This is a genomic window from Paeniglutamicibacter sp. NPDC012692 (genome assembly GCF_042901625.1).
Lineage (GTDB): Bacteria > Actinomycetota > Actinomycetes > Actinomycetales > Micrococcaceae > Paeniglutamicibacter.
In genome coordinates, this window is record NZ_JBIBDE010000005.1 from 258,585 (window position 1) to 275,126 (window position 16,542).

18 protein-coding genes are annotated in these 16,542 nt (G+C 69.6%); 10 read left to right on the forward strand and 8 right to left on the reverse strand.

The features are described 5' to 3' along the window. Positions 1-266 precede the first annotated feature (266 nt). Positions 267-746 carry a GNAT family N-acetyltransferase gene (locus ACFY5D_RS17420; protein ID WP_387532704.1) on the forward strand — a complete coding sequence of 160 codons (480 nt, stop codon included), beginning with the start codon at positions 267-269 and terminating at the stop codon, positions 744-746. Between the two features lie 24 nt (positions 747-770). On the opposite strand, the gene ACFY5D_RS17425 is transcribed toward ACFY5D_RS17420, so the two are convergent. Next, on the reverse strand, positions 771-1,592 hold the full coding sequence (locus tag ACFY5D_RS17425; protein WP_387532706.1) for an alpha/beta hydrolase: 822 nt from the start codon (positions 1,590-1,592) through the stop codon (positions 771-773). Positions 1,593-1,815: 223 nt separating this feature from the next. Here ACFY5D_RS17425 and ACFY5D_RS17430 point away from each other — a divergent pair, with 223 nt between their 5' ends. From ACFY5D_RS17430 to ACFY5D_RS17465, 8 genes are all read left to right on the forward strand, one after another. Then, on the forward strand, positions 1,816-2,562 hold the full coding sequence (locus ACFY5D_RS17430) for an NUDIX domain-containing protein (protein WP_387532709.1): 747 nt from the start codon (positions 1,816-1,818) through the stop codon (positions 2,560-2,562). After that, positions 2,559-3,827 (forward strand): quinolinate synthase NadA, encoded by a 1,269-nt coding sequence (nadA, locus tag ACFY5D_RS17435; protein ID WP_387532712.1) that lies wholly within the window; start codon positions 2,559-2,561, stop codon positions 3,825-3,827. Before ACFY5D_RS17430 ends, nadA begins: the two co-directional genes overlap by 4 nt. Further along, complete coding sequence (gene nadB, locus ACFY5D_RS17440) at positions 3,824-5,566, forward strand: L-aspartate oxidase (protein WP_387532715.1); 1,743 nt, start codon at positions 3,824-3,826, stop codon at positions 5,564-5,566. Before nadA ends, nadB begins: the two co-directional genes overlap by 4 nt. Before the next feature lie 2 nt (positions 5,567-5,568). Beyond that, positions 5,569-6,495, forward strand: a complete 927-nt coding sequence (gene nadC / locus ACFY5D_RS17445) for a carboxylating nicotinate-nucleotide diphosphorylase (RefSeq protein ID WP_387532718.1) — start codon at positions 5,569-5,571, stop codon at positions 6,493-6,495. Between the two features lie 26 nt (positions 6,496-6,521). Next, on the forward strand, positions 6,522-7,667 hold the full coding sequence (locus ACFY5D_RS17450) for a cysteine desulfurase family protein (RefSeq protein ID WP_387532721.1): 1,146 nt from the start codon (positions 6,522-6,524) through the stop codon (positions 7,665-7,667). 96 nt (positions 7,668-7,763) lie between these two features. Further along, entirely contained in the window at positions 7,764-8,276 is a 513-nt protein-coding gene (locus ACFY5D_RS17455) for an ATP-dependent endonuclease (RefSeq protein ID WP_387532724.1), read from the forward strand. 44 nt (positions 8,277-8,320) lie between these two features. Then, a complete protein-coding gene (locus tag ACFY5D_RS17460) occupies positions 8,321-9,679 on the forward strand; it encodes a M20/M25/M40 family metallo-hydrolase (protein WP_387532727.1) in 1,359 nt (452 codons plus the stop codon). A gap of 178 nt (positions 9,680-9,857) precedes the next feature. After that, positions 9,858-10,079: a hypothetical protein gene (locus ACFY5D_RS17465; RefSeq protein ID WP_387532730.1), complete on the forward strand. Its 222-nt coding sequence runs from the start codon at positions 9,858-9,860 to the stop codon at positions 10,077-10,079. A 136-nt stretch (positions 10,080-10,215) separates the two neighbouring features. Here the strand turns inward: ACFY5D_RS17465 and ACFY5D_RS17470 are convergent, their stop codons facing one another. Next, the gene (locus ACFY5D_RS17470; protein WP_387532733.1) at positions 10,216-10,776 is read right to left on the reverse strand and encodes a Dps family protein; all 561 of its coding nucleotides are present in this window, start codon (positions 10,774-10,776) and stop codon (positions 10,216-10,218) included. Positions 10,777-10,876: 100 nt separating this feature from the next. Further along, positions 10,877-11,314, reverse strand: a complete 438-nt coding sequence (locus ACFY5D_RS17475) for a hypothetical protein (protein ID WP_387532736.1) — start codon at positions 11,312-11,314, stop codon at positions 10,877-10,879. Between the two features lie 337 nt (positions 11,315-11,651). Here ACFY5D_RS17475 and ACFY5D_RS17480 point away from each other — a divergent pair, with 337 nt between their 5' ends. Further along, positions 11,652-13,172 carry a sensor histidine kinase gene (locus ACFY5D_RS17480; protein ID WP_387532739.1) on the forward strand — a complete coding sequence of 507 codons (1,521 nt, stop codon included), beginning with the start codon at positions 11,652-11,654 and terminating at the stop codon, positions 13,170-13,172. Between the two features lie 83 nt (positions 13,173-13,255). Here ACFY5D_RS17480 and ACFY5D_RS17485 read toward each other — a convergent pair whose 3' ends face one another. The 5 genes from ACFY5D_RS17485 to ACFY5D_RS17505 all read right to left on the reverse strand — a co-directional run bounded on the left by ACFY5D_RS17485 (position 13,256) and on the right by ACFY5D_RS17505 (position 16,388). After that, complete coding sequence (locus tag ACFY5D_RS17485) at positions 13,256-14,041, reverse strand: response regulator (protein WP_387532742.1); 786 nt, start codon at positions 14,039-14,041, stop codon at positions 13,256-13,258. Positions 14,042-14,160: 119 nt separating this feature from the next. Beyond that, complete coding sequence (locus ACFY5D_RS17490) at positions 14,161-14,460, reverse strand: hypothetical protein (protein WP_387532745.1); 300 nt, start codon at positions 14,458-14,460, stop codon at positions 14,161-14,163. Positions 14,461-14,496: 36 nt separating this feature from the next. After that, on the reverse strand, positions 14,497-14,949 hold the full coding sequence (locus ACFY5D_RS17495) for a GNAT family N-acetyltransferase (RefSeq protein WP_387532748.1): 453 nt from the start codon (positions 14,947-14,949) through the stop codon (positions 14,497-14,499). 4 nt (positions 14,950-14,953) lie between these two features. Continuing rightward, a complete protein-coding gene (locus ACFY5D_RS17500) occupies positions 14,954-15,301 on the reverse strand; it encodes a UBP-type zinc finger domain-containing protein (protein WP_387532751.1) in 348 nt (115 codons plus the stop codon). Positions 15,302-15,425: 124 nt separating this feature from the next. Beyond that, complete coding sequence (locus ACFY5D_RS17505) at positions 15,426-16,388, reverse strand: DUF5996 family protein (protein WP_387532754.1); 963 nt, start codon at positions 16,386-16,388, stop codon at positions 15,426-15,428. Between the last annotated feature and the right edge of the window lie 154 nt (positions 16,389-16,542).

A 16,542-nucleotide genomic window follows, 5' to 3' on the forward strand; every position in this document is an offset into this window, starting at 1 on the left:
GGGATGGTGCGAAAGGAAGCGTTGTTGGCCGCCAAAAAGCGCCCAAAAAAGATCCCCGTATTTTCCGCGCGGTGATTCAACGGGGCCTGGCTCCCGATCGGCACGGAATCCAGGAGGCCTGGGCATGAGGGGCCCTGTGGCGCGAAGCCCGACGGGGAATCGTTCGGGGAATTCGGCACGCTGGAGCGACTAAAGGCGCGCCTGACGTCGGCCGTGACGTGCTCCGGGCAAAGCCGTCGGCGGGGGAGGTCGGTGGATTGATCCCCATGATCGAAATCAGTATCGATAGCCCGTTGCGAGGCGATGTCCGGCTTCTGTTGGATGGCCATCGGGCTGACATGTTTGCAATCTCGCCCGCCGGGAACGTACATGCCCTGGACCATGAGGCGTTGGGCAAGAGTGACGTCGGTTTTTGGACTGCCCGTGAGGGCGGGGAGTTTTTGGCCTGTGGCGCCCTGAAGCTGCTTCAACCCGCCAGCGGCGAATTGAAATCGATGCGCACAGCTCCGGCCGAGCGTGGACGAGGCATCGCAAGCCAGTTGCTGGCCGAAAATCTTGGGCATGCGCGGCGCCATGGGCTCACTGAACTGTTACTGGAAACCGGAAGCGATGATTTCTTCGCGCCGGCCCGTCGACTCTATGTGCGGCACGGATTCACCGAATGCCCGCCCTTTGCGGACTATGAACTCGATCCGCACAGTGTTTTCATGCGGATCGAGTTGAGCTCCTCCTCCGAATCGGACTAGCGATTCCGGAGGAGGAGTGCGCTCCTAGCTGACAGCTCCCGCTAGGAACTCCACCGCGGCGTTCTTGAACTCGCGGCTGGTCACGGCGTTGGCGTGGTCGCGGCCCTGCAGCCAGAGTACGGACTTCGGGGTCTGGCGGGTGCCGAGTAGCTCGGTCAGCCGCGGCATGGTGGTGGCCAGCGAGTCGCCGTCGCCGGCGACCAGCAGGGTCGGCATGGTCGGGATCATCTGCTCCGGGGCGAACGGCTCGGTCTTGATCGCCTCGATCATGCTCATGAGCGAGAACATGTCATTGGACGGCACAGTCTGGGCCATGCGCAGCAGGTCGGCGGTTGCCTCGTCGGCGATGGAGCTGCCGTCGGCCAGGAACTGCTGGGCCGCGGGCAGGTCGAAGGCCGCCAGCGGGTCGATGCTCGCCGGGCCGCCAAGCACCAGCCGGTTCACCAACTGCGGCTGGGTGCCGCCGAATTCCCAGGCCAGGCGGGCACCGAGCGAATAGCCGACCAGGTCCACGCCGCTGTGTGCGTCGCCATCCTTGAGCGCCAGGGCGCCGTGGTCCATCAGCAGCTGCAGCAGGTCCGCGCGCATGCGGCTCGGCGTGTAGGCGTCCAGGTCTTCCGGAGCCGGGGACGTCCCGTGCCCGGGAAGGTCGACGGCCAGGACCCTGCGGCCGGCCTCGGTGAGCGAGCGGATCCAACCGGATTTCACCCAGTTCAGGTCGCTGGAGGATGCGAACCCGTGCAGCAGCACCACGGGGCGGAGCCCGGCGGGGGTTTCCGGTTCGTAGGTGGTCAGGCTCAATGCGTTGGCAGTGCCCTCGACGAGGTGCTCATGTGTGGATCCCATGGGCAAATCCTGTCAGATCGAACCTTGATTTGCGAGTTCCGTAGATCACAAGGCTGCTGTGAAGCTATTGGGAGCTGTTCATGGAATCACTGCCGTATGGCTGCGGCGGGGAGGCGGTGGCAGCGTCGGCGGCAATGGTCTAGGGGCCTTCCGTAACAGGGCTTGTGCACCCGCGTCCGTGGTCGTATCCTTAGTTTTGGTCAATATGACATTAACTAAGGTGATGAGTCAGATTCCATTCGCAAACGTGGCAGAGCGCCGCGACCAACCGCCGATGCTGGCAGTCTCGACTGTCATCTTCGCGCTGCGCGACGACGAACGCTCGGGGCGCAAAAGCCTCTGGCTCCCGCTGGTACGCCGAACCCGCGAGCCCTTCCGCGGCCAATGGGCGCTGCCCGGCGGCCCGCTCGGCGCCCGCGATTCGCTGCTCGACGCCGCGGCGGCAAACCTGCTCGACACCACGGGGCTCGTCCCGCGCTACCTCGAACAGCTCTACGCCTTCGGCGACCTGGACCGCTCGCCGACCCGCCGCGTCGTCTCCATCGTCTACTGGGCGCTCGTGCGCGAGGACGACGCTCCGCACACCGACACGCCGGCCACCTCGGTGCTGCTCGATGACCCGAACGTCGCCTGGTTCCGTGCCGACGACGAGTCCGTCCTGGCCAACCTGGCCTTCGACCACCGGCGGATCATCGAATACGCACTCTGGCGACTGCGCAACAAGGTCGAATACGGGTCGATCGCCCACCGGCTGCTCGGGGAGCGCTTCACCCTCGCCCAGGTGCGCGAGGTCTACGAAGCGGTCCTGAACAAGTCCCTGGACCCCGCCAACTTCCGCCGCCAGCTCCGCTCGGCCACGGACCTCGAGGAAACCGACGAGTTCCTCTCCGGCGGCAAGCACCGCCCCCCACGCCTCTATCGCTACACCGGCTCAACTTCCCACCCACTTGAGAGCGAGAACATCTCATGAGCAGCATCAACTCCACCATCCAGCGCCTCACGCTGATCTCCCCGGAATCCACCTGCAACACGGACCTGGCCAAGGGCCCGTGGGCCTTCGACAAGGGCGCGCCGTCCTACGGCCCCGGCGCCTCGGAAGGTGACGCCACCCCGGCATCGACCCCGAAGCAGGGCGACATCCCGGCCGAGTACCGCGAGGCCTCCGACGAGGAGCTGACCGCACGCATCCTCGCCGCCAAGGAAACCCTCGGCGAGCGCCTGGTCATCCTGGGCCACTTCTACCAGCGCGACGAGGTCGTGAAGTTCGCCGACTTCGTGGGCGACTCCTTCCAGCTGGCCAACGCGGCGCTGACCCGCGAGGAGGCCGAGTACATCGTCTTCTGCGGCGTGCACTTCATGGCCGAGACCGCCGACATCCTCTCCACGGACCGCCAGAAGGTCATCCTGCCGAACCTCGCCGCCGGCTGCTCGATGGCCGACATGGCCGACGAGTCCTCCGTCGAGGAGTGCTGGGAACAGCTCATGGACCTCTACGGGGACGAAAAGACCCCCGAGGGCCTGGCCCCGGTCATCCCGGTGACCTACATGAACTGCTCCGCCGCGCTGAAGGCGTTCGTCGGCAAGCACGGCGGCATCGTCTGCACTTCCTCCAACGCCGCCACGGTGCTGGAGTGGGCCTTCGAGCGCGGCCAGCGGGTGCTCTTCTTCCCCGACCAGCACCTGGGCCGCAACACCGCCAAGGCCATGGGCGTTCCGCTGGAGCAGATGCCCATGTGGAACCCGCGCAAGCCGCTGGGCGGCAACGACGCGCAGACCCTGCTCGATTCCCGGGTCATCCTGTGGCACGGCTTCTGCTCGGTGCACCGCCGCTTCAACACCGCGCAGATCGACAAGGCGCGCATCGACTTCCCCGGCGTGCAGGTGATCGTGCACCCCGAGTGCCCGATGGAGGTCGTCGACGCGGCGGACGCGGCCGGCTCCACCGACTACATCCGCAAGGCCGTCGCCGCGGCCCCGGCCGGCTCGACCTTCGCCATCGGCACCGAGGTGAACATGGTCAACCGGCTGGCCGCCGAGTACCCGCAGCACACCATCTTCTGCCTGGACCCGGTGATCTGCCCGTGCTCGACCATGTACCGGATCCACCCGGGCTACCTGGCCTGGGTGCTCGAGGCGCTGGTGCGCGGCGAGGTGCTCAACCAGATCGTCGTGGCACCCGAGGTCGCGGCCGACGCACGCGTGGCCCTGGACCGGATGCTGGCGGCGCGGCCATGACTGCCGCGCCGTTGAATGCGGCGCCGCTGGGTGCCGCACCGCGGCGGGCCACCGGCCTGCTGGTGGTCGGCTCCGGCGTCGCCGGGCTCTACGCGGCGCTGACCGCCGCGACCCGCGGGCTGGAGGTCACGCTGCTGACCAAGGACAACCTGGAGAACTCGAACTCCTGGTTTGCCCAGGGCGGCCTGAGCGCCGTGGGGCCCGCGGGCGTTTCCCGCGGCGACTCCGTGGCAAGCCACGTGGCGGACACGCTCACCGCCGGCGCCCGGCTGAACGACGCCGCCGCGGTGGCGGCCATGTGCGGGGCGGCCTGGGACCACGTGGAACGGCTCACCGGGGCCGGTGCCGTCTTTGACGCCGATCCCGATGGCGGCTACGCCCTGGGGTTGGAGGCCGCGCACGCCCACGCGCGCATCCTGCACGCGGGCGGAGACGCCACGGGCAAGGCCCTGGCCAGCGCGCTGATCGGCGCCTGCCTCAGGCAGGAGGCCGCGGGCACGCTGCGCATCCGCGAACGGGCCTTCGTCACCGACCTGCTGATGCAGGACGCCGCCGAACCCGAACGCATCACCGGCGTCCGCGTGCTCAACGCTGACGGCACCACCGAGGAACTGACCGCCGACGCGGTGCTGCTTGCCACCGGGGGCGTGGGCAACTTGTTCGCCGCAACCACCAACCCGCACGGCGCCACCGGCGACGGGGCCGCGCTGGCCTACCGCGCCGGCGCCCTGCTGGTGGACAGCGAATTCGTCCAGTTCCACCCCACGCTGGTGAGCCCCGGCGGTTTCATGGTCTCCGAGGCCGTGCGCGGCGAGGGGGCGATCCTCGTCGACCAAAACGGGCACCGCTTCATGCCCGACGTCCACCCGGACGCCGAACTCGCACCCCGCGACGTGGTGGCCCGCGCCATCCACACGGTCAATGCCGCCGGCGGACAGGCCTACCTGGACGCCACCGGGGTCGAGGCCGCGCGCGGTCCCGGCTTCCTGGCCCGGCGCTTCCCCTCCATCACCGCCGCCCTCGCGAAGCTCGGCCACGACCTGGCCGCCGCGCCGGTCCCCGTCACCGAGGCCGCCCACTACTGGATGGGCGGCGTGTTCACCGACGGGCTCGGGCGCACCACCCTTCCTGGCCTCTACGCCGCGGGGGAGGCCGCCTGCACCGGCGTGCACGGCGCCAACCGGCTGGCCTCCAACTCCCTGCTGGAGGCGCTGGTCTTCGCCTGGTCCGCGGTGGCCAACCTGCCGGCCGCCGGCGCGTCCGCCGTCCCTGCGGACCACGGCACCGCCGACACCTCGACGATCACCACCCACACCCTGCCGGCGGCCGAGCCGACAGCCGCCGCGGGATCAACCCCCGTCAACCTGCCGGCGCTGCAACGCCTTGCCACCGGCCACCTCGGCGTGGAACGCACCGGCGCGGACCTTGAGGGCGCGCTCCGGCAACTCTCCCTCTGGCACGTGGAAGGCACCGACCGTGCGGCCCACGAGCTCGGCAACCTGCACACCCTGGCCCACGTCATGGCCACCGCGGCGCTCGCCCGGGAAAACTCGATCGGGGCCCACTTCCGGCTCGACGCACCATGGCAACCGGAACCCGCCAACGGCACCCTGCCACGCCACGGCTTCCGGCAGGCAACCCCCTCCCAAGCAAACGCCGTCAAGGCAGTCCCTGCCCCTGCGAATGCCGACACGGCAAACTCCACCTCCCAACTCGTCTCCTCGAACATCGGATCCTGACCTTGCCGAACACCATCCCCGCCCTGGACACGCCGACCGCCGTCATCCCGCTGCCCGTCCCCGCCCGAGCCATCAACCAGATCGTGCTCGCGGCGCTCGCCGAGGACAACCCGCGCGGCGACCTCACCGGCAACGTGCTCATCCCCGCCGACGCCCGCGCCACCGCGTCCGTGATCGCCCGCGAACCGGGCACCTGCGCCGGCCTGGACACCTTCATCGCCGCCATGAAGCTGACCGATCCGACCCTGGAACTCACCCCGGCCCTGGCCGACGGCGACGAATTCGCCGCCGGGGACACCCTCATCACCGTGACCGGCCCGGCCCGTGGCCTGCTGGCCGGCGAACGCGTGGGCCTGAACCTGCTCCAGCGCATGTCCGGCATCGCGACCGCCACCCGCGCCTACGTCCGCGCCGCCGCCGGCACCGGGGCCCGCATCGTCGACACCCGCAAGACCACCCCGGGGCTGCGCATCCTGGAACGCTACGCCGTGCGTTGCGGCGGCGGGCACAACCACCGCGACAACCTCTCCGACGCCGTCATGGCCAAGGACAACCACCTGGCCCTGCTCGGCACCGGCGCCGAACTCACGGCCGCCCTGCGCAACGCCCGCGCGCAGCTCGGCCACACCGTGCACTTCGAGGTGGAGATCGACAGGCTCGACCAGCTGGACGCGGTGCTCGCCGCCGGCGTGGACACCATCATGCTCGACAACTTCTCGCTCGCGGACCTGGCCGCCGGCGTGCGCCGCATCGCCGGCGCCGCGTTGGTCGAGGCATCGGGTAACGTCACAGTGGACACCGTCGCGGCAATCGCCGCCACGGGGGTCGACGTGATCTCCTCCGGGGCCCTCACCCACTCGGTGCGGGCGCTGGACCTTGGACTGGACGTCACCATCGAGACCGGCACCACCGAAACCGGCACCATCTAAACCAGCAGGATTGAAGCGCACCAACCATGATCTACCTCGACGCCGCAGCCACCACCCCCGTACGCCAGGAGGTGCTCGATGTCATCATCCCGCTGCTGACCAGCGACTACGGCAACCCCTCCAGCGTCCACTCCATGGGCCAGACCGCCGCACGCGCCCTGGACTACGCCCGCGAGACCGCCGCGAACACGCTCGGCGTGCGCACCGGGGACATTGTCTTCACCTCCGGCGGCACCGAGTCCAACAACCTGGCCATCAAGGGCCTCGCGCTGGCCAACCCGCGCGGGCGGCACCTGGTCCGCTCCGCGATCGAGCACGCGTCGGTCATCGAGTCCTGCGCCTACCTGGTCAAGCACCACGGGTTCACGCTCGACGTGGCCCCGGTGGACGCCGACGGCATCGCGGACCCGGCCGCCCTCGCCGCCCTGTTGCGCCCGGACACCACGCTGGTCTCCGTCATGGCGGTGAACAACGAGGTCGGCACCGTCCAGCCGATCGCGGAGATCGCCGCGGCCGCGCACGGCGTCGGCGCGCTGGTGCACACCGACGCGGTCCAGGCCGCCGGCTGGCTCGACGTCGCGCAGATCGCCGCGCACGTCGACGCGCTGAGCATCTCCGGGCACAAGCTCGGCGGGCTCAAGGGCGCCGGGCTGCTCATGGTCCGCGGCAGGCTGGCCCTGGAGCCGCTGGTCCACGGCGGCGGGCAGGAACGCGAACGCCGCTCCGGCACCGAAAACGTCGCCGGCGCCGTCTCCACGGCCACCGCGCTGCGCCTGGCCGCCGAGGCGAACGCCGGCGGCGCGGCAAGCGGCTACGGAGACTTCATCATCCGGACCGTGCTCAAGGGCCTGAACACCGGCGGCCGCACCCGCGCCACGCTCACCGGCCACGCGACGGAACGCGTGCCCGGCATCGTCTCCTTCACCTTCCCGGAAACCGGGGGAGAGACCGTGCTGCTGGAACTCGAGCGCCGCGGGGTCGTCGCCTCCTCCGGGTCGGCCTGCGCCGCCGGGTCCACCGACGCCTCCCACGTGCTGCTTGCCCTGGGCCGGGACGAGCAAGAGGCCCACACCGCCGTGCGGATGAGCTTCACCCGCTCGGTGAAGGAATCGGAAATCGCCACCGCCGCCCGCGCCGTGGTGGCCGCCGTCAAGGCGATCGCCGGCCCCTGAGGGGGTGCACCCACAACACCCTACGGCACCCTCGCGGCGCCAACCGGGCCGGGCGGCCCTTGAGGCCCGGGGGCCGGGCGTGGTATCCATTGCTGCATGGGCATCGTGCTGGTCGAGGGGCAAAGCGACGCGATCGCCGTGCAGGTCCTTGCCGAACGGCTTGGCCTGCCGGCGCCGCGGGTGCTTGCCGTGGGCGGGTCCAAGGGCGCGCGCCGCGCGGCCCGGGAGCTGGCCGGGCAGCAGCTGGTCGGGTTGGTCGATGCCGCCGAACGCCGCGACTTCGAGTCCGTGCTGCAAACGGTCTTCATCTGCGACCCCGACCTGGAATCCGAATTCGTCCGCGCCCTGGGGGTCGAGGGCGTCGAGGAGGTGATGGCGCAGCAGGGTGAGCTGGAATCCTTCCGCCGGCTGCAGGCCCAGCCCTTCCTGCGCGGGCAACCCGTCGAACACCAGCTGGCCAGGTTCTTCGGCGGACGCAGCGGCAACAAGGCGCGCTACGCGCGGTTCCTGGCGCAGGCGGTGGCGCTCGAGCGCATCCCGCGGCCGCTCAACGAGCTGCTGGCGAGCCTTGCCTCGCAGGACGCACAGGACGCGCCGCGCGATCGGTGAACCGAGGCCTACCAACCGCCGCATCCCCGCATAGACTACGGAACATGACTCCGACCTCACACGTTGTCCAGGCCTCCGACGAAGTATCGCTCCGCCTGGCGGCGAAGCTCGCCGAGCTCATCCGCTGCCGGACCGTTTCGCGCCCCGACCGCACCCTGGAGGACAGGGCGGAATTCACCAGGCACGTGCGGGCGATGAACGATCTCTTCCCGGCGATCGCCGGCGCGGTCGAGCAACACACCGTGGGCATCACCGGGCAGCTCTGGCACTGGCGCGGTGCTGCAAGCCTCAAGCCCGTCGTGCTCATGGCCCACCAGGACGTGGTGCCCGTGGAGAGCGAGGACGACTGGGAGCACCCGCCGTTTGAGGGTGCGATCGCGGACGGGCGCGTCCACGGCCGCGGCGCCCTGGATGACAAGGGGGACCTGGCGTGCATCCTGGAGGCGGCCGATTCCCTGGCCGCGACGGGCTTCGTCCCGGGCCAGGACGTGTACTTCTTCTTCGGCGACTGCGAGGAAACCGCCGGTGCCACGGCCGCGGAAGCCGTGGATTTCCTGCGTGAACGCGGGGTGCCCCCCTGGCTGGTGCTCGACGAGGGCGGCGCCGTGGCCAGCCAGGCATTCCCCGGGGTCAACGCACCCGTGGGGGTCATCGGCGTGAGCGAGAAGGGCATCCTGGACCTGCTGCTGGAGGCGGAGGACGCCGGCGGGCACGCCTCGGCGCCGCCCGCGTTCGGGGCGGTGCAGCGCATCGCCCGCGCCATCCTGCGCCTGCAGCGCAGGCCGTTTCCCGCCGGCGTCCACCCCGTCACCCAGGAGATGCTCAAGCGCCTGGGCTCCACCGCGCCGGGCTTGGTGCGCACGGCCCTGAGGCTGGTCGCCCGCCCCGGACGCGCCGCCGGGGAGGTGCTCGCCCGGGTCGGGGCCGAGCCCGCAGCCATGGTCCGCACCACCGTCGCCGCCACCGAACTGCAGGGCAGCGACGGCACCAACGTGTTGGCGCGCCGCGCGGCCGTCACCCTGAACATCCGCATCGCCGTCACCGAGACGGTGGCATCGGCCGTCGCGGGGGTGCGCCGGCGCATCGCCGATCCACGAATCAGGCACACGGTGCTGTCCGCGACCGAGCCGTCGCCGATCTCGCCCGTCGACTGCGATCAGTTCGCGCTCCTGGAGGCCTCCATGCGGCATTCCCATCCCGCGGCCCTGGCCGTTCCGTACATCATGATGGCCGCCACCGACGCGCGGTTCTTCGCGGCAATCAGCGAACACGTCTACCGCTTTGCGCCGCTGGGCATGGACAAGGCACAACGCGGCTCCATCCACGGGACCAACGAATCCGTCGCGATCCCCGAGCTGGGCAAGGGCGTCGCCTTCTACCAATACCTGCTGCGCTCGCTCTGACGGCACCGTCCGGCGACCGTCGGCGGTCGCCGGCGGTCGCCGGCCATGGGTGGATCCAGCAAGAGGCCCCGTGCAATCATGAAGGGTCAGGGAGCCGGCAATGCAGATCCCCTCCAACGGATCGCCTCGTCTCCCGCCGCGAAGAACCAGTTTTGCACTCGATTCCCGAGGAGAGAGCATGTTCACGTGCGACCCAGACGAAGCGCTGTCGGTGGCCATGGCCGACCACGGCACCTTGCCTCCGCGTCACGAACCAACGCCCGAACCCGAGCCGGGCCCGCCGCCGGGACCCGAGCCGGTCTATCCAACGTCTCCGCCCCTGGAGCCCGATCCGGGGACGCCGCCGGGCTACCCGCCGGCGCCGTCCCCCGAACCGGAGCCGGCGCCGGTTCCCTGGTGAATCGGTCGACGACCCATCCGATGCCATGAGCGGCGCCACTTAGCCGCGCGATCCGCGGCGTGGTTTCGCGCGAGGGGCGGGTGAACGGTCGCCCGTCCACCAGCCCCTTGGCCCGGCGGCAACCGCCCGGCCGAACCTACATGGCCTTGGCCGCCGCGTCCTTTTCGGTCTTGGCCCCGGCATTGAGCAGTTCACCGTTGTCGTTTTCGAGGTGGGAGCGGATGAACCACTGGAATTGTTCCAGTTCACCCGTCTGGCCGATCAGCAGGTCTTCGGTGACGGGGTCCAGCGCACCGACCTCCGCAATGCACTCGCGCATGGACCCGATGACGCCCGAGAAAACCAGGTCAAGCGCGGCCAGGTGCTCGCCGGTGCTTGCCCTGTGGATGGAATAGTCGTCCCAGCCGCGTTGCTTCACCAGGTCGCCGGCCAAGCCGTTGGGTGCGACGCCCAGGGTGGCCATGCGTTCGGCGAGCGCATCAACCATGAGCCGGATGCTGGCGACCTGCGGGTCGAGCATTTCATGTACGCCGATGAAGTTCGGTCCCACCACATTCCAGTGCGCATGCTTGAGGGTAAGCTGCAGGTCGTTGAGCGCGTGCAGGCGCATCTGCAATGCCTTGCCCACCTTCTGTCCGTCCTTGAGTTCAAGTCCGGGTACCGTGAATTTCGCCTTCGAGCCGTTGCCTGCCGACATTGGTGCCTCCTTCATGTGTAGCGCCCCGGGGATCGCGGCGCGCAGGTGTGTGGTTGGTGACGTGGTCTTGGGGTTGAACGTGCAAGGGTCGCAAACGGGCCTAGTGGCGCAGATCCGGGTCGATGCCCCGTGTTTCGTAGCCGGCGTCGGTGCCCGGTTCGTACTTCGGTTTCGGCATCGGCTCAATCCGGTGCGTTGCCCTCCACATGGCGGCGGCGCACGCGGCGGCGATCAGGACAACCACGCCCAGGATCATGAGCACCCCGCGCGCCTTCGAGGGCTGCGTGCCGTACTTCCGCTGTGCGGTGGCCAGTGACTTCCCGATCGATTTGCGTGCACGCTTGGCCATCGCGCGGTTGCCCGTCACTGTGGCGAGGACTTCCTCCGATGCCCGCGACAAACCCTCGGGATCGATCCGGTCCACGACACGCCTCAGGGAGTCCTCCAGATGCTGCGGGTATTCCTGCTTGGCCTTCTTCGACCAGCATTCGAGCCTCTTGGTGATGTCCTTCATCTGCATTTCAGCATGTGTCAGCATTGCAGGCCCCTTCGCGCCTCGGCCGTTGAAATGTCCTACTGTGGCCAACCTAGACTGATCAACCGCCCCGGGCAAGAACTGCCCGCGGAGTTCGACCGGCCGGGCGTTCGAATTTATGTTCCATTCATGGTTTGGGTGGGTGGCCAGGCGGCAGCGGAGGCCGTCGTGTTCCCCGGGAACCGGCCTTGCCGCGCGGGAAAACGCCCATGCGGTGCCTGCATCACTTGCGCATCACCTGCGCAGCTCCCGCGTACACCTTGCGCCGGCCTGCCGGATGAGTAGGGTGACGCATAGGGGGAGCGGGAACGCGGACCACGAGGAAGGGGGAGTGCGCGGCATGTCCAAGCGCAGCGACGCCCACATCCGCGAACTGCTCGCCTCCATGGCCAGCGTCGCCGGCGACCTCAGCGTCGACACCGTGGTCCAGCGCCTGCTGGACGAGGCGATGAAAATCTTCGGGGCCGCCAGCGGGCTGCTCGAACTCACCAATGCGACCACCGCCGAAGGCCACCTCGCCCGGGGGAGGGACGCGGCCGCGCTGGGAGAATCCGCGGGCAGGGACGAAGGCAAGCGGCTGCGGGTCGAACTCAAGACCCGCGACCGGCTCCTGGGCAGGCTCACCCTGGGGCCCAAGAACGGGAAGGACCGCTACTCGCGCATCGACCGCGAGCTGGCCGAGGCGCTCGCCGGTGCGGCGGGAGTCGCCCTCGAAAACGCCCAGCTCTACCAGGACGCAGCGGACCGCGTCCGCTGGCTCGAGGCAAGCTCCCGCATCGGCGAACTGCTGGGCGGCGACCAGCAACAAACCCAGGGCCTGGACAGCGTCGCCGAACTGGCCCGCAGCGAATCCCACGCCAAGTACGGACTGGTCCTCACGCCGGTGAACGACGAAGGCGCCTCCCCGTACACCTACCGGATCGCTGGGATCAGCGAGCACGTCCACGCGAGCCTCTCCGGGCGCATCCTGGTCAACGTCGGACAACGCGAACCCCACGGCCTGAGGGACTTCGGGCCGGTCATCCTCAACGGCCCCGAGTCGGTGCTGCCGCTGGGGGAGATCGCCGACGGCGGGTACACGCTGCTGACCGAGCTGCGCGCACGCGACACCCACTACGGCATCCTGCTGATGGTCAGGGGGAAGGGGCAACCGACCTACCGCGACATCGAAACCCAGATGGCAGCGGTCTTCAGCTCCAACATCGCCCAGGGCATCGGGCTGGTCCAGATGCACCACCTGCACGAGGAGGTCCGCCTGTACCTGGAACGCGAGCGCATCGCCCGCGACCTGCACGACGTCGTCATCCAGCGCATCTTCGCCGCGGGCCTGAGCATCAGCGCGCTGGGCAAGCACCTTCCCACGCCGGCCGCCCGGGAACGCGCGGCCGGCATCACCCGCGAGCTGGACACGACCATCGCCGAACTGCGCGCCACCATCTACTCGCTGCGCACCAGCGCCGGGGAGCACGAGAGGCCCAGCAGCCGTATCCTGCGCGCGATCCGCCTGGCCTGCGAACCGCTGGACTTCACGCCCCAGGTGCACATCGGCGATGCGGTCGACGGGCTCGGAGACGGGTTGGGCGACGAAACCCTGCTCACCCACCTGCTGGCGGTGATCACCGAGTCGCTGTCCAACGCCGTGCGCCACGCACACGCCAACGCCCTGGTCGTCGTCGTGGAACGCACCGACAATGCACTGGTCCTCCAGGTGGCCGACGACGGCATCGGCTTCACGGCCCCCGTTGCCGAAAGCGGCGTGGCGAACATGCGCCAGCGCGCGGAGGAACTCGGCGGAACCCTCGCGCTGGATTCAACGCCCGGCCGGGGAACCACGCTGCGCTGGGCCGTTCCGCTGGGGTGAGGCGCGTTCCCGCGGGATGACGCGCGCGGACAGATCCAACCGGCCCCGCCGGCCCGATGGCCGACCAATCCCTACAGGCCGGGTCAGGTGCCCCCGTCGTTGGGCCCGGCCGGCGGGTGCGTCACGAACACCGCTGCCTGCGTCCGCGACTCGAACCCCAGCTTCGCCAGCATCGACGAGACGTAGTTTTTCACGGTCTTCTCGGCCAGCCGCATGCGCTCGCCGATCTGCCGGTTGCTCATGCCCTCGCCGACAAGCTCCAGCACCCGGCGTTCCTGGGTGGTGAGCGAACCCATGCGCGGATCCGGGTTCTCGTGCGCGAAAAGCCCCGAAACGATCCGCTGCTTGAGACCCGGGGTGAACAGCGATTCGCCGCGCGCGGCCCGGCGCAGGGCACCGATCAGGTCGGTCCCGCCGATCTGCTTGAGCACGTAGCCGACGGCGCCGGCCAGCACCGCGCCGCGCAGCGCCTGTTCGTCGTCGTAGCTGGTGAGGATCAGGCAATTGAGCGACCCGTCGATCGAGCGCACGTCGCGGCAGACCTCGATCCCCGTGCCGTCGGGCAGCCGTGCGTCGAGCACCGAGACGTCGGGGCGCAGGGCAGGGATCTGCTTGCGGGCGTCCTTGGCGCTGCCCGAGGTTCCGACCACCTCGAAGCCCTCGCCCTCCAGCAGTTCGCGCAGCCCGCGGCGCACCAGCTCGTGGTCATCCAGGATGAAGACGCGGATGGGGGGACCCTGCCCTGGCCCACCGGCGGATTCCTCGGCGGTGGCAGCGGAGGGGGAGCGGGCGGTTGAAACGTCGGCGGACACCTCGGCGGAAGCCTCGGTGCCGGGATGGAACCCGGTCGATCCGGCGGTCTGTTCCATGTGGTCCACCCCAATCCCAAGGCGCAAGAAGTTGTCGTTGCCTTCATTCTTCGCCGGGCGGCGGTCGGTCGGCAAGGGGCCAAAGGCCCCGGTCCGGAAGTGCACTCCGGAAGCGGCGGCTACTGCCCGGTGCCTGCGTCGGTGCCGGTGCCGGTGCCGGTGCCTGTGTCCAGACCGAGCAGGTGCCGGGTCCGGGCGTACTTGGCCGCCAGCCGTTTGCGAGTGGCCTCGGGCAGCAGCACCGTCCGCGCGGGGTCGGTGTTGTCGTCGATGTCCGCGCGCTTGACCCGCAGGGCGGTGGGGTTGGCAAGCACGCGGGCGGGATGGGTGATGTAGTCGGCGCCGGACTTGTCGACTTGCCCGGCATGGGCGCCGCGCGCCACGGCCTCGGCGAGCTCCACGAATGCCTGTTGGATCATGTTTTCCTCCGTAGCGTGGGTCCGTGTTGACCGGTTTCACACGTTACCAAGCCCCGCGGGCCCTTCGGCAGGACCCGGGAACGCGGGGCGTGTATCTGGCAGCCCCAGTAGCTCGGGTTTCCTGCGGTGGACGATGGCGGAAGTCGGGCCCCGTGGGTCGGCGGGCGGGTTCGGGCCAGGGCGTCCGGCAAGCCACTCGGCACGGGTGATGGCGTATTCGACGTCGCCCGCTTCGTCGCCGTCGATGCGCACGGGCCACTCGGCGTGGAAATTACGCACCAGTGTCATGCCGCACTTCTCCATGACGATCCGGGAGGCGACGTGCGCGGCCACGGCGTTGGCGGTGACGCGGAGGGCGGTCGGAAAGCCAAAGGCATGGTCGATCAGCGCGCGCGAGCCCTCGGTGGCAAGGCCCCGCCCCCGGCACCCGCGGCGCAGCCTACAGCCGGTTTCGTGTTCCGCGGGCGGCGTGCCATCCCTCGGAGACAAGTCTCTAGTGCAGGTGGTCTTCCCAGTCCTCCGGAACGCGCGGTGCGGGGCCCGGAACCGTCTGCTCGAGCGGGTGGTGCGTCGGCGGGAACAACGCGGGGCCCTCGAAGAAGCTGGAGGTGGCGTAGCTCCAGAACCAGTCCTCGCCGGGCTCGAAGCTGCTCAGCACAGGATGCCCGGTGGCCCGTGCATGGGCCGTCGCGTGTTGGGAGGGGGAGGTGTCGCAACATCCGACGTGCCCGCACTGGGCGCACCTTCGCAGGTGCAGCCACCAGCCCCCGGAGGCCTCGCATTCGGCGCAGCCGGTGCCGCTTGGCGGGACCGAAACGTCGATCCCCTGTACCTTGTCCATGTGGTCATCTCCCGTCATCCGGCGCGCTTTCCCGACGCCGATCGCGTTCCGACACCCATACTGTACGCCGGCGCGGCGGCCGGACGGCAGGGGCAGGCGGCCCGAACCGCGGAGGCGGAGTGCCTCAGGGCAGGCGCCCGATCCAGCGCTCCGGATCTGCTTCGAGCGTCACGCGGTCCCAGTTCCCGGGCCCCGCGGCCGCTGCGTAGGTTTCCTGAAGGAACCGCATCAGCTCGCCGTCGGGATCCCTGGCGCCGCGCACGCACTCGTAGGGCAGCACAAACTCCCTGAATTCGTCGCTGTAGAAGGCGCCCTCGACGGACAACCGGTGCGTGCGGAATCCCTCCGGTTCGGGGTAGGCGTACGAGTAGAACGCGCCCTCCTCGCCGCCGCCGGGCCAGAACCCGCAACTGCTCACCTCGTGGGAGTAGGCCTCCACCATGACCCAGTCGGCGCAGTTCACCACGCCGCCCGGGTGCCGCGGGGCCGAGCGGCCGGAGAACCGCGTGCACGCCAGGTCCATGCCGCCCCAGAAGAAGTGCACGGGGCTGGCCTTTCCGCTGAAGTGCGACCTGAAGCGATTCATCACCCGATCGGCCTGCAGCAACTGGCGCCAGAAAAGGTGGACCGCTTCCGGGTCGTACGATGCGTGCAGGTCATCCTCGGCGAAGGGCACTGCGGGCTCGACCTCCACTGGCGTCGGCATGATCACCGTGTCCAGCCCCAGCCGGTCGAGGGCCTCGAACACCTCTGCGTGGAACGCGGCGGTCGTCATCGGCCGCAGCGGAACGGACCGCCCGGTCCCGTCGGCGGAGCGGATGTGGAGTTGGTGGTCGCAAAAGTCGAACTCGATGTCGAAGGGGCCGCGGGCATGCGGGACGGCGGACGTGGTGAGCCCGCGCGGTGAGAGGTACAACGGGACCTGCCACCAGTGGTTGAGCATCGGCGCGTGGGCCATGCGGATCTTGCCGACGATCTGGGTCCACAGGTGGAGCGTGTCCTTCGTCGGCGCCCACTCGTCGAGCCGGAGCCGTGGCCAGTCGGCGCGCTTTCCTGGATGTCCTGCTGCGGATCCTGGCGGTTCCATCGGCCGGCCTTTCGCTTCCTCCGACGCCGCTTCACCCCGGCGAACCTCGAGGGCGGATGCCGGGCCGTTGGCGATGCAGCCGATACTACTCCGTGGCCGGGCGGCGAGGAACGACGCCGCCGGGCAGCGGGTCGCGGGCAGCGGGTAGCCCGCG

Excerpts from the sequence above, each read along its gene's own strand:
- ACFY5D_RS17420 (WP_387532704.1), top strand. The coding sequence starts at position 267 with ATGATCGAAATCAGTATCGATAGCCCGTTGCGAGGCGATGTCCGGCTT.
- ACFY5D_RS17425 (WP_387532706.1), bottom strand. The coding sequence starts at position 1,592 with ATGGGATCCACACATGAGCACCTCGTCGAGGGCACTGCCAACGCATTG.
- ACFY5D_RS17430 (WP_387532709.1), top strand. The coding sequence starts at position 1,816 with ATGAGTCAGATTCCATTCGCAAACGTGGCAGAGCGCCGCGACCAACCG.
- nadA (WP_387532712.1), top strand. The coding sequence starts at position 2,559 with ATGAGCAGCATCAACTCCACCATCCAGCGCCTCACGCTGATCTCCCCG.
- nadB (WP_387532715.1), top strand. The coding sequence starts at position 3,824 with ATGACTGCCGCGCCGTTGAATGCGGCGCCGCTGGGTGCCGCACCGCGG.
- ACFY5D_RS17450 (WP_387532721.1), top strand. The coding sequence starts at position 6,522 with ATGATCTACCTCGACGCCGCAGCCACCACCCCCGTACGCCAGGAGGTG.
- ACFY5D_RS17455 (WP_387532724.1), top strand. The coding sequence starts at position 7,764 with ATGGGCATCGTGCTGGTCGAGGGGCAAAGCGACGCGATCGCCGTGCAG.
- ACFY5D_RS17460 (WP_387532727.1), top strand. The coding sequence starts at position 8,321 with ATGACTCCGACCTCACACGTTGTCCAGGCCTCCGACGAAGTATCGCTC.
- ACFY5D_RS17465 (WP_387532730.1), top strand. The coding sequence starts at position 9,858 with ATGTTCACGTGCGACCCAGACGAAGCGCTGTCGGTGGCCATGGCCGAC.
- ACFY5D_RS17470 (WP_387532733.1), bottom strand. The coding sequence starts at position 10,776 with ATGTCGGCAGGCAACGGCTCGAAGGCGAAATTCACGGTACCCGGACTT.
- ACFY5D_RS17475 (WP_387532736.1), bottom strand. The coding sequence starts at position 11,314 with ATGCTGACACATGCTGAAATGCAGATGAAGGACATCACCAAGAGGCTC.
- ACFY5D_RS17480 (WP_387532739.1), top strand. The coding sequence starts at position 11,652 with ATGTCCAAGCGCAGCGACGCCCACATCCGCGAACTGCTCGCCTCCATG.
- ACFY5D_RS17485 (WP_387532742.1), bottom strand. The coding sequence starts at position 14,041 with ATGGAACAGACCGCCGGATCGACCGGGTTCCATCCCGGCACCGAGGCT.
- ACFY5D_RS17490 (WP_387532745.1), bottom strand. The coding sequence starts at position 14,460 with ATGATCCAACAGGCATTCGTGGAGCTCGCCGAGGCCGTGGCGCGCGGC.
- ACFY5D_RS17500 (WP_387532751.1), bottom strand. The coding sequence starts at position 15,301 with ATGGACAAGGTACAGGGGATCGACGTTTCGGTCCCGCCAAGCGGCACC.
- ACFY5D_RS17505 (WP_387532754.1), bottom strand. The coding sequence starts at position 16,388 with ATGGAACCGCCAGGATCCGCAGCAGGACATCCAGGAAAGCGCGCCGAC.